This is a genomic window from Pacificimonas flava (assembly GCF_000342165.1).
GTDB lineage: Bacteria > Pseudomonadota > Alphaproteobacteria > Sphingomonadales > Sphingomonadaceae > Pacificimonas > Pacificimonas flava.
The window spans coordinates 49550-68682 of sequence record NZ_AMRV01000007.1 but is presented as its reverse complement, the minus strand read 5'-3'; the positions used below and the strand labels follow the sequence as shown (position 1 = coordinate 68682).

The window sequence follows — 19133 nt, the reverse complement described above, 5'->3', positions numbered from 1 at the left end:
TTGGAGAGGTAAAGCAAAGGCAAAGGGCTGGACAATGATAAACCGCGCCCGCAAGCCTTGAACGATAACGCTGCGGGGAGGTGTGAGTTTGTCGAAGCCAATGGCCGGGGACGCGAACACCGTCCTGCCGGAAGTGTCATCTTCCGCGCGAAAGGTGACGCTGTTCCTGCTCACCGCGACCTATTTCTTCTCGTATATGGACCGGCAGATCCTCTCGATCCTGCTGGAGGATATAAAGGCCGACCTGCTGCTGAATGACGCGCAGCTCGGCTATCTGTCCGGCATCGCCTTTGCACTTTTCTACGCCACCCTCGGCATCCCCATCGCGTCCCTTGCCGACCGCAAGAACCGCCGCAACATCATTGCCGTTGCACTGACCGTCTGGAGCGGCATGACCGCGCTGTGCGGTCTGGCGCAGAATTTCGTCCAATTGCTTCTCGCTCGCATTGGCGTCGGCGTGGGCGAAGCAGGCTCCTCCCCGCCCAGCCATTCCATGATCGCCGACCTTTATCCTGCGGAGAAGCGAGCCAGCGCACTTGCCATCTATTCGCTGGGCGTAACTCTCGGCGCGTTCATGGGCACCTTTCTCGGCGGCAATGTCACGCATTTCTTTGACTGGCGAACCGCGTTCCTGGTGGTCGGCATTCCGGGGGTCATACTCGCGATCCTGGTGCGCCTTTTCGCCGTGGAACCGCCCCGGGGAATGTCGGACCTGCAAAAGGCGGTGGCTGACGACGCCCCTTCCATTTCCGCCAGTTTCAAGGCCATGTGGAAGAACCCGGCCGCCGTGCATCTGGTCATGGGGGTGACCATCACATCTTTGATCGGCTACGGCCTTTCGCTCTGGTCGCCTGCCTACTTGATCCGCAACTTCCAGATGACCGAATTCCAGATCGCCAACTATTATGCGCCGGTGCTGGCGCTGGCCGGTGTCGCCGGCACCATCGGCGGCGGCAAGCTGGCAGACCGACTGGCCGCGCGGTTCGGCCTGCATACGCAGTCCTGGATGATCTTCGCGCTGAAGACCTGCGCGTTCCCTTTCCTCCTTATCTTCTACCTTGTCGACGACATCTATCTGGCTGCCGGCGCCTATGCGGTGGCGCTGCTTCTCCAGTCCTGCTATCTCGGCCCCACATTCGCGCTGATACAGGGCCTGGCACCGCTCAGGATGCGGGCCGTCTGGGCGGCGATCACGCTGTTCATCATCAACCTGATCGGCCTCGGCATCGGCCCGACCGCCGTTGGGGTCATATCTTTGCAGTATCAGGGCTGGTTCGGTCTGAACGACGCCGAATCGCTGCGCTGGAGTTTGTTCACCATCGCCATGATGACCCCGTGGGCGATCTGGCACTACTGGCGCGGCGGCGTGTTCCTGAAGCGGATCGAGGCAGAGCGGGCAGAGGCCAAGATGCAACCGGCATGAGGCTGCCAATCCGGCAGCCGCGATATTCGCATAACAGGAAACTGGTGCTGCCGGAGAGGATTGAACTCTCGACCTCACCCTTACCAAGGGTGCGCTCTACCACTGAGCTACGGCAGCATCGGGCGTGTCACGACAGGGGTGACCAGACCGGGTGCGCGCCTGCTATGAGGGGAGCGGGGTGAATGTCAAGCGAAGGCGAAGAATGACGGGCGTGAAAGACACGGAAAAGCAGGAAAGGCTGGCAAAGGCGCTGCGCGACAATCTTCGCCGGCGGAAGGCCGCGGCCCGCGGGGAAGCGGACGATACCGCCGCCCCGCCGCCGGAGTCCTCAAAGAGGGATTGATCGCGCACCTTCAGATTGCACGCGTCGCGTCCTCCAGCCATTTACGGTCCGCATCGTCGGACAGCTGCGGCCCGATCTTCTCTCGCACCTGGGCGTGGTAGTCGTTCAGCCATTGCCGCTCAAAATCGGTCAGCAGGCTTTCGTCGATGAGATCGAGTGCGATGGGCGCGAAGGTGACGGTCTCGAACCCCAGGAAATCACCCTCCATGCCTTCGATCTCGCGCTTCTCGACGACGACCAGATTCTCGATGCGGATGCCGAACTCGCCCGCCTTGTAATAGCCGGGCTCGTTCGAAAGGATCATGCCCTCACGCAGCGGTTCCGACGCACCGGCCCCGGGATAGTTGGCGGGCGAGATGCGCTGCGGCCCCTCGTGCACACCCAAAAAGCTTCCGACACCGTGCCCAGTGCCATGGCCATAGTCGACGCCGGCCTGCCATAGGAACTGACGCGCAAAGGCGTCGAGTTGGCCGCCCGTCGTACCGTCCGGGAACACCGCCGTCGCCAGCGCGATATGGCCCTTCAGAACGCGGGTGAAGCGGTCCTTCATCTCCGCCGTCGGCGTTCCGTTCACCATCGTGCGGGTGATATCCGTGGTTCCGTCCCGGTACTGGCCGCCGGAATCGACCAGATAGATCGAATTCTTCTCGATCGTCAGGCTCGATTCCGGCGTCACGCGGTAGTGCGGCATGGCGGCATGCTTGCCAGTGCCGGAAATCGTGTCGAAGCTGAGGTCCATCAGCAGGTTGGATTCGCGGCGGATGCTCTCCAGCTTGTCGGCCGCCGTCAGTTCGTCGAGCTCGCCCTTCGGCGCCTCGTCCGCGAACCATTTCAGAAAGCGGACGATGGCTGCGCCGTCGCGAATATGCGCGGTGCGGCTGCCCTCGATCTCCGTGCCGTTCTTGATGGCCTTTGCCAGAATGGCGGGGTCGCGCGCCTCCCGAACCTGCGCGCCGGCATCGCCGAGAAGCTGGAAGATCGCGGCAACGGCCGTATCGGGATCGACCATCATCTTCTTGCCGGACATGCCGGACAGCGCCGCGCCGAAATCCGTGCGCGGCTCGACGGTGACATCCTTGCCAAGATGGGAACGGACCTCGTCCGATATTTTGGCTGGATCGATGAACAGGCGCGCGCTGCCATCCGCATTCACGATGGCAAAGCTCAGCGCGACCGGCGTATGGCTGACATCGCTGCCGCGAATGTTGAACAGCCAGGCGACGGAATCGAGCGCGGCGATGACAACACCGTCGGCGCCCTCCTCCTTCAACCAGGCGGCAATGTCGGCACGCTTCTCGGCAGAGCTGCGTCCGGCCTGAACATCCTCGTGCACCAGAACCGGCGCGCCCGAGGGGTCGGGCTGATCCTGCCACACGCCATCGATCGGGTTGCGATCCACGGGTACCAGCTCGACGCCCTTGGCCTTCAGCTTCGCATGCGCGGCGTTCACCCATTTGCGCGTGTGCAGCCAGGCATCATAGCCGATGCGCGTGCCCGGCTTCGCCTTCTTCTGCAGCCAATCGGCGACCTGTACGCGGGGCACGTCCTCATAGGAATAGACGCTGCCGTCGACCTGCTCGCGGACCTGCACCGTATAGCGCCCGTCGGTAAAGATCGCGGCATCCTCCAGCGTCAGTGCCGCCGTTCCGGCCGAACCCTGAAAGCCGGTAAGCCACGCCAGCCGGCGGGCATAGTCGCCGACATATTCCGACATGTGCTCGTCGGTCAGCGGAATGACGAACCCATCCAGGTTCTGCTGCTTCAACTGCGCGCGAAGCGCGGCGATGCGATCATGATAAGTAGACATGCGGACCATATTGCGCGCGCTGCGTTCGCAAACAAGTCGGCCCCCTTCCCAAGCGCGCCGAGCCGTGCCAATCCTGCCGCCCATGAAGACGCAAACGCTCGCGGCGCTGGCCGCTCTATCGGCCGCGGCAGCCGCAGCCGCGCTTCCCGCCGCCGCCAGCGCCCAGACGGGCCGCCAGACTGGAGATGAAACCGGATCCATGTCCGAACGAACGACCGCCGAACGAACGACCCTCACCCCTCCCGATGCCGAGCAGCGGCCGCACGAATTCACCCATCACGGGATCACCGTCGAAGATCCTTATGCCTGGCTGCGCGACGCCTCCTACCCCACGGTCGATGATCAGGACGTGCTGGCCTATCTGAAGGCGGAGAACGCCTATTTCGAGGCGGTGATGGCACCGCATCAGGGGCTGATCGACACGCTGTTCGCGGAATTGAAGGCGCGCGTGAAGGAAGACGACGCCTCCGTTCCGCAGAAGGACGGCGATTACGAATATTGGTGGGCCTTCGACGAGGGATCTCAATACCGCAAATGGTACCGGCGGCCAGCGGGCGGCGGGAAGACGGTCACCATCCTCGACGAGCCGGCCCTCGCCGCGAATGCCGAGTATTTCCGCCTCGGCGGACTGGAGGTCAGCCCTGACGGCAAGCTCCTGGCCTATGCCGTCGACGATGACGGGTCCGAGCGTTTCACGCTGCGCGTCAAGAATCTCGAGACGGGAGAGGTGTTGGACGACACGATCGAAAACTGGCGCTACGGCTTGGTCTGGGCGGCGGATTCGAACAGCTTTCTGTACACGGACGCCGATGAGAACTGGCGGTCGAAGGTCGTCCTCCATCATGTGCTCGGCACGCCGCAGTCCGCCGACAAGGAGATCTACCGGGAGGCGGACGAGGAGTTCGGGGTCGGCATCGGCCGCTCCCAATCCCGGGATTTCGCGATCCTGTCGACCGGCACCAATACCACGAGCGAAGTGCGGCTGCTGCCGACCAGCGATTTCTCTGCCGAGCCGGTGCTGATCTCGGCGCGCGAAGAGGACCGGGAATATGATGTCGACGTGCGCGGCGACCAGCTGTTCATCCGCGTCAACGACACGCATCCCAATTTCCGCATCGTCACCGCCCCCGTCGCCGCCCCGTCCGAATGGACTGAACTGATCCCCGGATCGGACGCCAATTATCTGCGCGGGCTGACCAGCTTCGAAAACGTCATCGCCGTCGAGGAACGGGTCGAGGGTCTGGATCAGGTTCGCCTGATCGATCCGGCGACCGGTAGTGCCCGCTATGTCGAATTTCCCGAAGCAAGCTACACTGCGGGCCTTGGAAACAATCCGGAATACCGCGCGGACACGCTGCGCCTCAGCTACCAGTCCATGGTTACGCCCGACACGGTGTTCGACTACGACCTGGCGAACGGCAGCCTGCAGACATTGAAGGTCGCCGAGATTCCCTCCGGGTACGATCCCGATGATTACGCCACGGAGCGCCTGTCGATCACAGCGCGGGACGGGACGGAGGTGCCGGTCTCCATCGTCTACAAGAAGGGTTTCCCGAAGGATGGCAGCCGCCCGCTCCACCTCTATGCCTACGGCGCATATGGTTATGCCGTTCCACCGGGCTTCGCGGCCAGCCGCCTGTCGCTGCTCGACCGGGGTTATGCTTTCGCTATCGCGCATATCCGCGGCGGCGACGATCTCGGCTATCAGTGGTACCTCGACGGCAAGTTGAAGAAGCGCACCAACACGTTCAACGACTTCGTCGACGTGGGCCGCGGGCTCGTCCAGGCTGGCTATACATCCGAAGGACGCATTGCGGCGTCGGGCGGATCCGCTGGCGGCGAACTGATGGGCGCCGTCGTCAACCAGGCGCCGGACCTGTTCGGCGCCGTCGCTGCGCATGTGCCGTTCGTCGACGTTCTCAACACCATGCTCGACGCCTCCCTGCCGCTGACGCCGGGCGAGTGGCAGGAATGGGGCAATCCCATCGACAGCCAGGCGGATTTCGAGCTGCTGCGCAGCTACTCGCCCTACGACCAGGTCGGCGCGCACGCCTATCCGCCGCTGCTCGTCACCGCCGGGCTCAACGACCCGCGCGTCACCTATTGGGAGCCGGCGAAGTGGGTCGCAAAGCTGCGCGATGTGAAGACCGACGACAATGTCCTTCTCCTGAAAACGAACATGGGCGCGGGCCATGGCGGAAAGTCGGGCCGTTTCGACTCGCTTTATGAAAAGGCTGAGGAAATTGCGTTCTTCCTGACCCAGAACGGCAATCCGGCAGACGGCGAATGAGTGCGGGCGGGACACGCCCCGCCCGCCCCTTCCAGCAGCGGCGCACGGCCACGGCGGCCGACATCGACGAATTGGGGCACGTCAACAACGCGGTCTATGTCCGCTGGATTCAGGACATCGCCACGGCGCACTGGCGCGCGGTCGCCCCGGCATCTGCGCAGGAGAACCATATATGGGTCGTCGTGCGTCACGAAATCGACTATCGGAAGCCGACCCTTCCTGGTGAAGAGGTCATCCTGTCGACCTGGGTGGGATCGCCGCAGGGCGCGCGTTTCGATCGTTTCGTGGAGATCACCGGTCCCGATGGGGACGTCCGCGTCGCCGCCCGGACCTGGTGGGCCCTTCTCGACCGGCAAACGATGCGCCCTTTGCGCGTGCGAGGTGATCTTGTGGCGCCGTTCCGGTCTTGAACGGCTTGGTAGCGGACCGGTGCGAATAACATCCGTTTTGGTTAGGAATATCGTTACCTCGATTCCCTAGAGCCCTCTTTGAAACGGAAACGCACCCGGAACGGTGCGCCCGAGAGCAGGCGAAGACGGCGAGGTGTTGCATGAGTTCCTTCGGCAGGCGGACAGGGTCTATCGGTGCGGGCATCGGCGCGCGGCGACCTATGTTTGGCGCCGCTTCCGGCAACGCGGCGCTTGATGTTGCGGACCAGGATGCGGCGCTAAACGATGACGACTCGGTGATGGCGCAATCGGCGGCCGTGCCGCCGACGCCGGAACCTGTCACCGACCTTCCGGGCGATTCGACGCGTGACGCTCTCAACCGGCTGGAACAGCGTGGGCGGTCGTCGGCTGGCTCTCTCGAATCGCGACAGGGCGATCTCGAGATGACCATTTCGCGCATCAAGGATCAGGTCATGCCCCGCCTGCTGGAGCGCATCGATCCCGAAGCCGCCGCGCAGCTCAACAAGAACGAGCTTTCGGAGGAATTCGGACCGATCATCGGCGAAGTGCTGGCGGAACTCAGGATCAACCTGAACCGCAAGGAGCAGTTGATGCTGGAGAAGGTCCTCGTCGACGAGCTTCTTGGCCTCGGCCCGCTGGAAGATCTGCTGGCGGACCAGAAAATCACCGACATCATGGTGAACGGCCCGAGCCAGACGTTCGTCGAGAAGAACGGCAAGCTGGAACTGGCCAATATCCGCTTTCGCGACGAGGAACATCTTTATCAGATCGCGCAGCGCATCGTGAACCGTGTCGGCCGCCGTGTCGACCAGACGACGCCGCTGGCCGATGCCCGTCTGGAAGACGGCAGCCGCGTCAACGTCATCGTACCGCCGCTCAGCCTGAAGGGCACGGCGATCTCCATCCGTAAGTTTTCGGACAAGCCCATAACGCTCGACATGCTGGCGAACTGGGGGGCGCTGGACGAGAAAATGTGCACGGCGCTGAAGATCTTCGCCGCCAGCCGCTTCAACATCGTCATTTCCGGCGGCACCGGATCGGGCAAGACGACGATGTTGAACGCGCTGTCGAAGATGATCGATCCGGGCGAGCGTACGATCACCATCGAGGACGCCGCCGAGCTGCGACTGCAACAGCCGCATGTGCTGCCCCTGGAGACGCGTCCCGCCAATCTGGAGGGAAAGGGCGCGATCAGCATCCGCGACCTGATCATCAACTCCCTGCGCATGCGCCCCGATCGGGTAATTCTCGGCGAGATCCGCGGTCAGGAATGTTTCGATCTACTTGCCGCGATGAACACGGGGCATGACGGTTCGATGTGTACGCTGCACTCCAACAGCCCGCGCGAATGCCTCGCTCGCATGGAGAACATGGTCATGATGGGCGACATCAAGATCCCGAAGGAGGCGATCACCCGTCAGATCGCCGATTCGGTAGACATCATCGTGCAGGTGAAGCGCCTGCGAGACGGGTCGCGCCGCTGCACCTCCATCACGGAAGTCTGCGGCATGGAGGGAAATGTGATCGTTACGCAGGAACTGTTCAAATTTCAGTATCTGGAGGAGGGCGATGACGGCCGCATCGTCGGCGAATATCGTTCGATGGGCCTGCGCCCCCATGCTCTCGAAAAGGCGAAGAGTTTCGGCTTTGAAAAACCCCTTCTGGAGGCTTGCCTGTGACCGACATGACCCCCGTCGCGCCGCGCCGTCGCATCCGCTCTAAGGAGAAGGCCGCCGTCGAACTGGTTCTGGACGACGGCACCAACCTGTGCGGCCAGATGTTCGTGGGTCTGGGCGAACGCGTCCTCGACTGTCTGAACGATTCCCGCCCCTTCTTTCCCTTTCTGGCCGAGGATGGCGAGATGCTGATCCTTTCCAAGCGCGCGGTCGCCGTCTGCCGCCCTGTGGAGGGCAAATACGACTGATGCCATCCTGTTGAACTTGCCGCATCTTGGACCCATGTTTGCAAAGGAAAACAGGACGTAGAGGCAAGCGAAATGGCAGGCGGATGGTCGCGCGATGGCGCCGTTCAGGACCAGATCGACGACACGGTGAAGGATGCCGTCAGCGGGGCACGCTCACGCATGCCTTCGGGTGAGAGCCTGGAATATTGCGAGGAGTGCGAGGAGGAGATTCCCCGCCGCCGAAGAGAGGCCCTGCCCGGTGTACGGACCTGTGTCCAATGCCAGTCCGGACGGGACGAGCGTCTTCAGCATTCGGCATTCAACCGCCGCGGTTCGAAGGATAGCCAACTCCGCTAGGTTTCGGCTTCGCGGGCCGCAACCGCCCACGCTGCCTAGTGTCAGATGTCCAGAACGATCTTGCCGAAATGCTTCTGCGCCTCCTGGTGGCGAAAGGCATCGGCGAGGTTTTCCAGCGGAAAGCCTGTGTCGATGACCGGCTCGATCCCGTTCGCCTCGATGGCGCGGATCATATCCTCCTGCATCGACTGGCTGCCGACGGTGATGCCGTCCATGCGCAGATTCTTCGAGAAGAACGCCGCCGTCGGCACCTCTCCCGAGACGCCGGTCAGCACCCCGATCAAGGAGATATGACCATTGACGCGCGCGGCCTTGATCGACTGCGCCAGCGTTCCGGGCCCGCCGATCTCCACGATCTCGTCCACGCCCCGGCCATCTGTCATCTCGAAGGCCGCCCGGCCCCATTCCGGTGTTTCCTTGTAATTGATCGTGTGATCGGCGCCCAGCTTGCGGACACGCTCCAACTTTTCGTCCGAAGAGGATGTGGCGATCACGCGCGCCCCGGCGGCCTTGGCGAATTGCAACGCGAAGATGCTGACGCCGCCTGTCCCCTGAACCAGTACCCAGTCGCCGGGCTTGATCCGCGCTTCTACCGTAAGCGCGCGCCAGGCCGTCAGCGCGGCGCAGGGCAATGTCGCCGCCGCCTGAAAATCATAACCCTCCGGCATCCGCGTGAAGGCGCTTTCGGGCATCGCGACATATTCCGCCGCGAACCCGTCCGCTCCGTCCCCGGGCACGCTGGCGAACGTCGCGGCCCGCGGCGGACCGGTCCTCCAATCCGGAAAGAAGGCCGAGAGCACATGGTCGCCCGGTTTCCAGCGGGAGACACCTTCTCCAACCGCGATCACCTCCCCGGCGCCATCGGACATGGGAATGCGGCCATCCGGCGTGGGAATACCGCCGATGCAGACGACGTAGTCATGATAATTGAGGGAGCTTGCCCGTACGCGGACCAGCACCTGACCGGCGCGCGGCATCGGCTCGTCCCGCTCCTGCACCTCCAGCTTATCGAGGCCCCCCGGCTTTCGTACGGTCACCAGTTTCATAGCCCTGCGTTCCTACCTTCTCGTTGCGACGCCTATCCTCGCCAGACCGACAGCAGATTCGCCGCCATCAAAACAAACAGGATCAGCGAAAGCAGCATGACGGCGTTCCAGGGAAACCAGGGGACGCGGAAAATGTCGCGTCGCGGACGTCGCTGAGCTGCCCAGCTGACGAGAATCAGGACGATGCAAATGCCCATGCCGGCGAGGGTCGTTTCATAGCTCACGGCTCGCCAAATAGCGCCTGTGGGCCTAGAGACCAGAACAGCTGGAGGGCTGGTCCCGGCGAAAACTGATTTTGGGGAGCGATCGATATGAAGATGAAGACATTGCTGATGGCGGGCACCGTCCTCGCCATGGTGGCGGCCTGCACGCCGGAGGGCGAATCCTCGCTCGGGGGCGACGTTGGCGAAGACGGCGCAAGCGCGGAAACCCCGCAGACGGCGGAAATGGCCGCGCCTGGGGCCTCCGTTGATTACGATTCCGTTCTTGCCGGCGAACAGCGAAGCGCGGAGAACCGGGCGCGCGATGCGTTTCGCCATCCCGCTGAAACGCTGGAGTTCTTTGGCCTGCGCCCGGGAATGACCGTCGTGGAGATCGCACCCGGGGGCGGCTGGTACACGGAGGTCCTCGCGGGCGCTCTTGGACCGCAGGGAACGCTCTACGCCGCACACACCAACCCTGAGAGCTCCGAAGGCGCGGCACGCTCTGTGGCCGGGTTCGATGAAAAGCTGGCGGGGAACCCCGTCTATGCGAACACCGAACGGACCGTCTTCGCGAAGGGGAATACGGATACGCTGGCGCCTGCCGGTACCGCCGACATGGTTCTCACCTTCCGCAACATCCATAATTTCTACATTGGCGGCTGGGCTCCGGAGGCCTTTTCGGCTTTTTACACGGCGCTGAAACCCGGCGGCATTTTGGGCGTGGTCGAACACCGCCTGCCGGAAGATGCCGAGGATGCCCGGATGGACGAGAGCGGATATATGAAGCGCTCCACCGTTGTGAAGATGGCCGAAGATGCTGGATTTGAACTCGTGGATGAGAGCGAGGTCAACGCCAATCCAAAGGATACGGCCGACTATGAGAAAGGCGTGTGGACCTTGCCGCCGACCCTGACCAATGGAGAGACCGACCGTGACAAGTACGTCGCAATCGGCGAGTCGGACCGCATGACGTTGAAGTTTCGAAAGCCCGCCTGACGCGGATAGAAGAAGGCGCGGAAGCCATCACTCTTCCGCGCCTTCAAGCCCTGCCGGCGAATCCCTTCCGGGAAAAGCGGGGCGCCCATTCTTTCGAGTGGGTCAGCGGAGTTGCCGCCGAGCTTATTCCGTCATCGCCACTTCGAATGTCCCGCTTGCCGCCGCCTTGTTGAGCGCAGCGGTTTGCTGGCGCGGCGTCAAGGGCATCTCCCGCGTTTCGTTCGCGGCCAGCGTCACATCCGGACTGCCGGTCGTGCCGACAATCTCCACCGGCGCGCCCATTTCAGTCGCTTCGAAGAACTTCACGGCAAACTCTTCCGGCAGGCGGATGCACCCATGACTGGCCGCCTCGCCCGGAAGCTTCCCGACGTGAAAAGCGATGCCGTCCCAGGTGAGGCGCTGCATGTAGGGCATGGGCGCGTCATTGTAGAGGTTCGAATAATGTTCGACCTTCTTTTGCAGGATTTCGAAAACACCCGTCGGCGTCTCGTAGCCCTCCATGCCCGACGAAATCGTCGAAACGCCAATCCGCGTGTTGCCCCGATACACGGTAACGAGCTGCGCCCCCAGGTCGACATAGGCGTGAATCTGGCCGGTTTCGGCAAGCTCCGGTTGCCAGATGAAGTCGCCCGGCTCCAGGGCCGCCTCGAAGGGATCGGCGCTCGTTCCCGGGGCATTCGCCTCCAAGATTGCCTCGTCACTCTCCGCAAGTGCCGGTCCAACCGGCAACAATTGTGTACCGGCACCCAGAAGTATGGCCGACGCCAAAACCTTGAGTTTGAAAGATTTGGATGAAGTCGGGTTTGGGTGCGTATTACGGCGCTGGTTAATCATGTCGAACTCCGGTCAGGATGTCATCTATCGACGCCCCCCTCCCGAATTGTCCGGACCAATGCCGGCATTCACGTCGCACTGTATTGAGAACGGTTGACCGTTTTTTCCGTTCCGGACCGTTGACTTTCCAAAATGCCCCGCTCGCGACGAAAAAAGGCCCCGGCGGTTCGTCGCCGGAGCCCCTACTCTGACTAAGGATCGGCAGATCAACGAAGTTCGAAAACGACCGTTACCCCGCTGGTCAGCGTCACTTCACCCGGTTCGACGGGAGAGGAGGCATCCGCCGCTTCCGCACGCATAGCCATCATCGGCATCGGCGGCGGCGGCGTCGATGCGCCGGCCTCCACGATGGACACGATCCGGCCGACACTCATGCCGGCGGCGGCTGCGTAAAGCTCGGCCCGCGCACGCGCCTTCTGCACGGCATCCTGCCGGGCCGCATTCAGCGCATTCTCCCGATCCTCGACCATGAAGTCCGGGCCGCTGAGCTGATTGGCCCCAACCGCAACCAGGGCATCCAGCACCCGTCCGGCATCCTCCAGACTGCGCATCGTGATGCGGACCTGGTTTTCGGCGCGGTAGCCGGTGATTTGCGGCTGCTGCCCATCCTCATAGCGATATTCGGGGTTCAACGTCAGATTGCTGGTCTGGATATCTTTCTTGGGGATCCCTGAATCCGTGATCGCCTGAACCGCCCGTTCCATGCGCGTGCGGTTCTGGGCTAAGGCATCGCCTGCCGTGGCAGCCTGCGTCACGACGCCCGACCGGACCTCCGCCATATCGGGGGCGATCTTCACCTCGCCCTCTGCCGACACGGTCAGCAGCGTGGTTTGCGGAATGTCTCCAGTCACGACCGGAGGCATCTGCTGGGCAGCGGCCGATCCCGTTCCCGCAAGCGCGAGGAGGAGCGGGGCAGCGGTAGCGAGAGCGAGCGCCTGCGTTCGCAGGCGGAGGCGCAGGATGTGCATGTCCGATTTCCTTTCCACATGTTCGGCCTTTTCGAAGTGTGATCAGCGTGCGATCCCAGCCGGCGAGGCTTTGCGATGCACTTCGATACGAGCGCGCGGTTAAGCGCAGAATGAACGGCACGCAGCGAAAAGCCGCCCCGGATATTCATCCGGAAGCGACTCTTCTGTTTTGAATAATAAAGATTCAGACGCTGCGGCGACGAAAAACCCGGTAGAGCCACAGCAGCAGTATCGCGCCCAAAGTCGCGACGATGATGCTCTGAATGCTGAAACCCTCCATGCCGACATTGAAGATCGCGCTGCCGATAAAACCACCGATCAGGCCGCCTGCGATGCCGATCAGGATCGTTACGATGATGCCCCCGGGATCACGCCCCGGCATAATGAACTTCGCAAGGATACCGGCGATAAGGCCGATTACGATCCAGGTCAGAATACCCATAATGCACATCCCTTTTTTAGTTATCCTGATCTTTCTAACGAACCTCCCGCCGTAAGTTTCCCGCACGCTCCCAACTTTCCGGACGGCTGTTGCGCCAGAACAATTGTGCAGAATTCGGACCTGCGCTATCGGCTTCTCCCAAGCCGCGCGCACGAAGAAACGATGCGAACGACGCGTGTCAGACAGCAAGCCGAAGTGGAACAAGCGGCTTGCGATAGGTGACTTATTCGCGTAACACACATGGCGATCGGGCGAAGCGCCGACGCGGAGTGGAGCAAGCAAAGAGAATGAATATGCACGAGCGCCTTGGGGCCAGGCCGGTCGACGACATCCCGGCGCGAAGCCGCCGCTTTTCGCCAGCTGCCAAATGGGTGTTGGCGGCGGTGGTGCTCGGCGCAATCATACTCGCCGCGTTCTTTCTGCTTCGCGGTGACGGAGACGAAGCCGCAGGCGGGGCGGCTGTCAGCCCGGACGCCGGTCCGGGAACGGCGCCGCGCGTGACGGTGCTCGTTCCCGGTTCCAATCCGGTCACCGCAAACGTGCGCGTGACAGGCAGCATTGCCGCGACGCGCGACCTGCCCGTCGGCGTGCAGGGCCAGGGCGGCATGGTGATGAGCGTTCTCGTCAAGGAAGGGGATTTCGTGCGAGAGGGGCAGGTGCTCGCCAGGATCGATCGCCGCGTCCAGGTGCAGCAGGTCGAGCAGCTTCGCGCGGCGGTCGCGCAGGCCCGCGCCGATCTGAAACTGGCCGAATCGGAACTGACCCGCGCAGAGCAGCTTGTCGACCGGGGCTTCATCTCGAACGCGGACATCGACCGGCGTACGGCAACGCGGGACGCCGCGGCCGCTCAGGTGAACATCGCACAGGCACAGCTTGAGGAGTCTCAGGCGCGTCTGGGGCAGCTCGACGTTCGTGCGCCAGAGGGTGGACTCATCCTGACACGTGCTGTCGAACCCGGCCAGGTCGTAGGTTCCGGCTCCGCCGCGCTGTTCCGCATCGCCCAGAGCGGACAGATGGAACTTCGCGCACTCGTCCCCGAGCAGGACCTGTCGCAGGTTGAGGTGGGTCAGGGCGCGGAAATCCGTATTTCCGGCAGCCCGACCGTATATCGCGGCACGGTGTCCTTGGTTGATCCCGTTGTCGACGCACAGTCGCGCCAGGGCACGGCGCGTATCGTCATTCGCGGCGACCGCAAGGTGCGGCCCGGTGCCTTTGCGACCGCGACCATAGAGACGGGATCCGCCGACCGCCCGGTCCTGCCGGAATCCGCGGTGCTGGGCGACGTCGGCGACAGCTATGTCTACACGGTGAATGCCGACGACACGGTGAAGCGGACACCGATCGAAGTGGGCTCGATCAGCTCGACCGGCGTCGTCATTCTGTCCGGTCTCGATGGCAGCGAGCGGGTCGTGGAAAGCGCCGGCGCCTTCCTGAACGAGGGCGACAAGATCGAACCGGCCCGCGCCGAAGATCCGGCCTGAGGAGAAACGCGATGCGCAACATCTCCTCCTGGTCGATCCGCAACCCGGTCGTTCCGATCGTCCTGTTTATCGCGCTGACGCTGGCGGGCCTCGTCAGTTTCACGAGACTGGACGTCAACCAGCAGCCCGACATCTCCTTTCCGGCGGCGATCGTACAGGTCTCCCAGCCCGGCGCGGCACCCGAGGAACTGAAGACGCAGGTGACCCAGCGCGTGGAGGCGGCGATCCGCAGCGTGGAGGGCATCGACGAGATCACCTCCACGATTTCCGAAGGATCCTCGGAAACCTTCGTTCAGTTTAATATCGGGACGCCCATCGACCGCGCCGTCAACGATGTGCGCGACGCGGTCACGAACATCCGCAGCGACCTGCCGGAGGGGATTCTGGAGCCGCGCGTCATGCGTATGAACGAGGGCGGCTGGATCGGCTATCTGTCCGTCGAGGCCAGCGACATGACGCTGGAAGAACTGTCGTGGTTTATAGACGATACGGTTTCAAAGCGCCTGCTTTCCATTCCCGGCATGGCCTCCGTCAGCCGCGGCGGCGGTGTCGAGCGAGAGGTCCGGGTCGAACTCGATCCCCAGCGTCTGCAGGCCCAGGGGATCACCGCCGCACAGGTGAACGCACAGCTTCGCCAGCTCAACCTCAACGCGGCCGGCGGTCGTACGGAGATCGCAGGCAGCGAGCAGTCCGTCCGCGTGCTCGGCAATGCGACCGATATCTACGCGCTCGGCCGCACACAGATCAGTCTGGGCGCCGGCCGCAATATCGCCCTGTCCGAGGTGGCCAACATTCGTGACGGCTATGCCGAGCAGCGGCAATATTCGACCGTGAACGGGGTGCAGGCACTTTCGATGTCGCTGACGCGCGCGAAGGGCGCGAGCGACGTGGCGGTCTGGGAAGCGTCGATGGACGAGCTTCGCAAGATCGAACAGGAGGTCCCTGGCGTGCGGTTCACTCCGATCTTCACGACCTATACCTACACGATCGAGCAGTATGAGGCGTCGATGGCGGCCCTGATCGAGGGCGCCTTCCTGGCCGTCATCGTGGTGTTCCTGTTCCTGCGCGACTGGCGCGCCATGCTGATCGCCGCCACGGCCATTCCGCTGTCTGCCATCCCGACCTTCTGGTTCATGGGCCTTATGGGCTTTACGCTCAACAATCTGACGCTTTTGGCGCTCGCGCTCGTGGCCGGCGTTCTCGTCGACGACGCGATCGTGGAGATCGAGAACATCGTCCGGCACATGCGCATGGGGAAAACACCCTTCCAGGCGGCGATGGACGCCGCGGACGAGATCGGCCTCGCCGTCGTCGCCACGACCTTCTCCATCGTCGCGGTGTTCCTGCCGGTGGCATTGATGGACGGCATACCGGGGCAGTTCTTCAAACCGTTCGGCCTGACCATCGTCGCGGCCGTCCTGTTCAGCCTCGCCGTCGCGCGCATGGTGACGCCGCTCATGGCCGCCTATCTTCTTCGTCCGCACGGGCACCGCGAGCATGCGGAGGGGGGGATGATCAACGCCTATGAGCGCGTATTGCGCTGGACGATCGATCGGGACCGCGCCGTCGAGCATGCGAAGCGTGGCGGCATCCACCGCTTTCTCGCGATGTTCCTGGACCACCGCGTCTGGGTGCTCGGGGCCGGATTTCTGGCACTCGTCGCCACGGTCATCGCCTTCTCCACCCTTCCCTTCACGCTCAATCCGCAGGTGGATGAGGATTCCGTCGCGGTCGACATCGAAATGCCGCCGGGCGCAACGCTGGAACAGACCGGCCGCACGACCGAAGCGGTTGCCAGCTTCCTTCTGGAGCAGCCCGAAACCGACCGCGTCTTCTCGACGATCGAGGTGGGCACCGGCCGCGTCCGGGCCAGCCTTGTGGAAGAGCGCGAGCGGACCAGCACCGAATATATGCGGGAACTGGGTCCAGAGCTTGCCAACTTTGCCGATGCGCGTGTGGCGTTCGACGCGAATGAGGGCTTTGGCGGCGGTAGCAGGCCGGTCAACGTGATGCTGGCAGGCTCCGACCCCGAACTGCTGCAGGAAACCGCGCAGAAGGTCGTCGCTGACATGCAGGCACGCAGCGAAACCTTTGTCGCGCCGCGCATCGATGGCGACCTTCAGCGGCCAGAGGTGGTCATCCGGCCCGATTTCGCGCTGGCAGCCGATCTGGGCGTCACGACGGCGGCTCTCAGCCAGACGATCCGGATCGCGACGATGGGCGACATCGATCAGAACGTGGCGAAATTCTCGCTTTCCGATCGGCAAATTCCGATCCGGGTCATGCTGCCCACCGGTTCTCGCCAGGATATCGCCACGCTTCAAAACCTGCCGGTCCCGACCGTGACAGGCGGATCGGTCCCGCTGAAGGCCATTGCCGACATCGGTTTCGGTTCCGGTCCTTCGCAGCTGCGCCGCTTCAATCAGCAGGACCGCATCGTCGTCAGCGCAGACCTGAAGGAAGGTGTCGTTGCCGGCGAGGGCAATCGCATTGCGCAGTTCAGCCTGCCTACCATGCAGGACCTGCCGCCCGGCGTCACGCGCGTGGAATTCGGCATGTCGAAGATCGAGGCGGATCTGATGACGCAATTCTTCATTGCTGTCGTCTCCGGAATCCTGCTCGTCTTCGCGGTGCTCGTGCTACTCTACAAGCGCATCATGCCGCCGTTCGTGAACATGGGCTCGCTTCTCCTGGCTCCTCTTGGCGGCGCGCTGGCAATTCACATTACCGGCGACCCGATTTCCTTCCCGGTCCTTATCGGCCTTCTGATGCTGCTTGGCATCGTTGCGAAGAACTCGATCCTGCTGATCGACTTCGCGCTTGAGGAAATGGCCGCAGGCGTACCGCGCCGGACGGCGATCCTCGATGCCGGCAGAAAGCGTGCGCAGCCCATCGTCATGACCACCATCGCCATGGTGGCAGGCATGGTGCCGACCGCGCTCGCCTTGTCCGGGGACGGCGCATGGCGCGCGCCGATGGGCATTGTCGTCATTGGCGGCCTCACCCTTTCGACACTGCTCACGCTGCTGATCGTGCCGGCATCTTTCAGCCTGGCGGACGACGTCGAGCGTAAGCTCTACGGATTGTTCGGAGGACTCGTGAACAAGCCCGGCGAAACGCCGCCGGAGCGGTCTGGCGAAGGGACGCACCAGCCGGCGGAATGATCGGCCTGCCGCAGCGGCGCTTGGGGATTCCCGCCCGCGAGCGGAACCCGCCGCCCGGTTTCGCCTTTGAGAGCTTGATGAGCGGAGGTCAGATCACATGCGGTGCCGGTCTCGGCGCTGAAGAGGCAGCGGTGCAGCGATGATCGGCGCCCCCTTCGGCATGTTCCAGCCGCACCCCGCCCGGCGCATGCGTCTGGTCGCGACCGGGCTTCTTGTCCTGATGGCGGCGATCTTCGTCATCACGCACACGGCCTTGCCGGAGGGCGCTGTCTGGACCGGCTATCTGCAGGCGTTCTCCGAGGCGGCGCTTGTGGGCGGCCTGGCCGACTGGTTCGCAGTCGTCGCCCTTTTCCGCCATCCGCTGGGCCTGCCCATCCCGCACACGGCCATTCTGCCGAGGAACAAGGAGCGGCTGGCCGACAATCTGGCCGGATTCCTGAAACGCAATTTCCTGACGCCGGCCATTGTCGCGCGGCGCTTGGCCGGCATCGACATGGCCGGGGCGGCCGGCCGCTGGCTTGCCGCCCCCTCCCCTACCGGCTCGGGATTGGGGCGCGGCGGCTTCGCTCGCTTTGCGGTGCAACTCCTCGATGCCGCAGACAATGAGGCTTTGTCCGACCTGGTTCGTCACGGGATTTCGTCGAACCTCAGACGCCTTGAGGTCGCGCCGCTTGCCGGCCGGATCCTCGACCGTTCGCTGGACGAGGGGCGGCTGCAGCCTGTGTTCGACAGCGCTGTGATCTGGGGCGCGCGTATTCTCGACGAAAACGAGTTTCTGATCCGCGGCCTGGTGGAGGAGCGTACGCAGTGGTTCTTGCGCATGGCGGGCATCGACGACCGCGTTGCGAACGCCATCATTAGCGGCCTCAGAAAGCTGCTGAACGACATGGCCTACGATCCGCAGCACCCGCTCCGCATCAAAATCATGATCGCGATAAAGGACGTCGCCTTCGACCTGCAATATCTTCCCGAAACGAAGGAAAAGGTCGAGCGGTGGAAGAACGAGATGCTCGACAATCCCGAACTGGCGCGTTTCCTCGACGGCATCTGGGGCAATTTGAAGGCCTCAATGCGTAGCGGTCTGAAGGACGGGGGGGCGCAAGTCTTGTCCGGCCGGGTGGGTGACGGCATCAGGGCGTTCGGAAGCACGATAGAGGCCGACCCGGCGCTGCGCCGGTCGCTCAACAAATATGCCCGCCGCATCGTGACCGGAGCCGTCGCCGATTATGGGGATCAGATCGTCGCCGTCGTCTCCGACACGGTGAAGCGCTGGGATACGCAAACGGTCAGCGACCGGCTGGAGCGCGCCGTGGGACGCGATCTGCAATTCATCCGTGTGAATGGCACGCTCGTCGGCGGCCTCGTCGGGGTTATCTTGCACGGGCTCGTCACCCTGCTCTGAAATAAAGGGAGCGGCAGTGCCGCCGCACTGCCGCTCCGGGATCCGTCAGGGCGAGAGGGGGGAG

Annotated in this window: 17 protein-coding genes and 1 tRNA gene; 11 read left to right on the top strand and 7 right to left on the bottom strand. The window is 63.3% G+C overall.

The features are described from left to right. Positions 1 to 82 precede the first annotated feature (82 nt). On the top strand, positions 83 to 1423 hold the full coding sequence (locus C725_RS10530; RefSeq protein ID WP_243442736.1) for a spinster family MFS transporter: 1341 nt from the start codon (positions 83 to 85) through the stop codon (positions 1421 to 1423). A gap of 42 nt (positions 1424 to 1465) precedes the next feature. Here C725_RS10530 and C725_RS10525 read toward each other — a convergent pair. Beyond that, positions 1466 to 1540, bottom strand: a tRNA-Thr gene (locus tag C725_RS10525). Between the two features lie 85 nt (positions 1541 to 1625). Here C725_RS10525 and C725_RS16515 point away from each other — a divergent pair. Beyond that, positions 1626 to 1766, top strand: coding sequence for a hypothetical protein (locus tag C725_RS16515; RefSeq protein ID WP_008602733.1), 141 nt, complete (start codon positions 1626 to 1628; stop codon positions 1764 to 1766). Positions 1767 to 1776: 10 nt separating this feature from the next. Here the strand turns inward: C725_RS16515 and C725_RS10520 are convergent, their stop codons facing one another. Further along, positions 1777 to 3573, bottom strand: a complete 1797-nt coding sequence (locus C725_RS10520; protein ID WP_038282944.1) for an aminopeptidase P family protein — start codon at positions 3571 to 3573, stop codon at positions 1777 to 1779. Positions 3574 to 3772: 199 nt separating this feature from the next. Here C725_RS10520 and C725_RS10515 point away from each other — a divergent pair, with 199 nt between their 5' ends. The 5 genes from C725_RS10515 to C725_RS10495 all read left to right on the top strand — a co-directional run bounded on the left by C725_RS10515 (position 3773) and on the right by C725_RS10495 (position 8533). After that, complete coding sequence (locus tag C725_RS10515; protein ID WP_038282942.1) at positions 3773 to 5863, top strand: S9 family peptidase; 2091 nt, start codon at positions 3773 to 3775, stop codon at positions 5861 to 5863. Further along, on the top strand, positions 5860 to 6273 hold the full coding sequence (locus C725_RS10510; RefSeq protein WP_008602726.1) for an acyl-CoA thioesterase: 414 nt from the start codon (positions 5860 to 5862) through the stop codon (positions 6271 to 6273). The genes C725_RS10515 and C725_RS10510 overlap by 4 nt, the downstream gene beginning before the upstream one ends. Before the next feature lie 140 nt (positions 6274 to 6413). Continuing rightward, positions 6414 to 7952 (top strand): TadA family conjugal transfer-associated ATPase, encoded by a 1539-nt coding sequence (locus C725_RS10505; protein WP_008602724.1) that lies wholly within the window; start codon positions 6414 to 6416, stop codon positions 7950 to 7952. Then, positions 7949 to 8197: a hypothetical protein gene (locus C725_RS10500; RefSeq protein WP_008602722.1), complete on the top strand. Its 249-nt coding sequence runs from the start codon at positions 7949 to 7951 to the stop codon at positions 8195 to 8197. Before C725_RS10505 ends, C725_RS10500 begins: the two co-directional genes overlap by 4 nt. Positions 8198 to 8269: 72 nt before the next feature. Then, positions 8270 to 8533 carry a DksA/TraR family C4-type zinc finger protein gene (locus C725_RS10495; RefSeq protein WP_008602721.1) on the top strand — a complete coding sequence of 88 codons (264 nt, stop codon included), beginning with the start codon at positions 8270 to 8272 and terminating at the stop codon, positions 8531 to 8533. A 41-nt stretch (positions 8534 to 8574) separates the two neighbouring features. On the opposite strand, the gene C725_RS10490 is transcribed toward C725_RS10495, so the two are convergent. Both C725_RS10490 and C725_RS16210 read right to left on the bottom strand, forming a co-directional pair. Next, positions 8575 to 9579 (bottom strand): zinc-dependent alcohol dehydrogenase family protein, encoded by a 1005-nt coding sequence (locus C725_RS10490; RefSeq protein ID WP_008602717.1) that lies wholly within the window; start codon positions 9577 to 9579, stop codon positions 8575 to 8577. Between the two features lie 32 nt (positions 9580 to 9611). Continuing rightward, positions 9612 to 9803, bottom strand: coding sequence for a hypothetical protein (locus tag C725_RS16210; RefSeq protein ID WP_008602716.1), 192 nt, complete (start codon positions 9801 to 9803; stop codon positions 9612 to 9614). Positions 9804 to 9890: 87 nt separating this feature from the next. On the opposite strand from C725_RS16210, the gene C725_RS10485 reads away from it, so the two are divergent. After that, on the top strand, positions 9891 to 10778 hold the full coding sequence (locus tag C725_RS10485) for a class I SAM-dependent methyltransferase (protein WP_008602714.1): 888 nt from the start codon (positions 9891 to 9893) through the stop codon (positions 10776 to 10778). Positions 10779 to 10901: 123 nt separating this feature from the next. Here the strand turns inward: C725_RS10485 and C725_RS10480 are convergent, their stop codons facing one another. From C725_RS10480 to C725_RS10470, 3 genes are all read right to left on the bottom strand, one after another. Continuing rightward, a complete protein-coding gene (locus C725_RS10480) occupies positions 10902 to 11465 on the bottom strand; it encodes a L,D-transpeptidase family protein (protein WP_008602711.1) in 564 nt (187 codons plus the stop codon). 353 nt (positions 11466 to 11818) lie between these two features. Then, a complete protein-coding gene (locus C725_RS10475; protein ID WP_078056249.1) occupies positions 11819 to 12580 on the bottom strand; it encodes an SIMPL domain-containing protein in 762 nt (253 codons plus the stop codon). Positions 12581 to 12764: 184 nt separating this feature from the next. Continuing rightward, positions 12765 to 13022 (bottom strand): GlsB/YeaQ/YmgE family stress response membrane protein, encoded by a 258-nt coding sequence (locus C725_RS10470; protein WP_008602706.1) that lies wholly within the window; start codon positions 13020 to 13022, stop codon positions 12765 to 12767. 293 nt (positions 13023 to 13315) lie between these two features. Here C725_RS10470 and C725_RS10465 point away from each other — a divergent pair, with 293 nt between their 5' ends. The 3 genes from C725_RS10465 (at position 13316) to C725_RS10455 (ending at position 19069) form a co-directional block, all read left to right on the top strand. Then, complete coding sequence (locus tag C725_RS10465; RefSeq protein WP_008602702.1) at positions 13316 to 14503, top strand: efflux RND transporter periplasmic adaptor subunit; 1188 nt, start codon at positions 13316 to 13318, stop codon at positions 14501 to 14503. A gap of 11 nt (positions 14504 to 14514) precedes the next feature. Next, complete coding sequence (locus tag C725_RS10460; RefSeq protein WP_008602701.1) at positions 14515 to 17667, top strand: efflux RND transporter permease subunit; 3153 nt, start codon at positions 14515 to 14517, stop codon at positions 17665 to 17667. A 139-nt stretch (positions 17668 to 17806) separates the two neighbouring features. Next, on the top strand, positions 17807 to 19069 hold the full coding sequence (locus tag C725_RS10455; protein WP_008602697.1) for a DUF445 domain-containing protein: 1263 nt from the start codon (positions 17807 to 17809) through the stop codon (positions 19067 to 19069). The last annotated feature ends 64 nt before the right edge of the window (positions 19070 to 19133 follow it).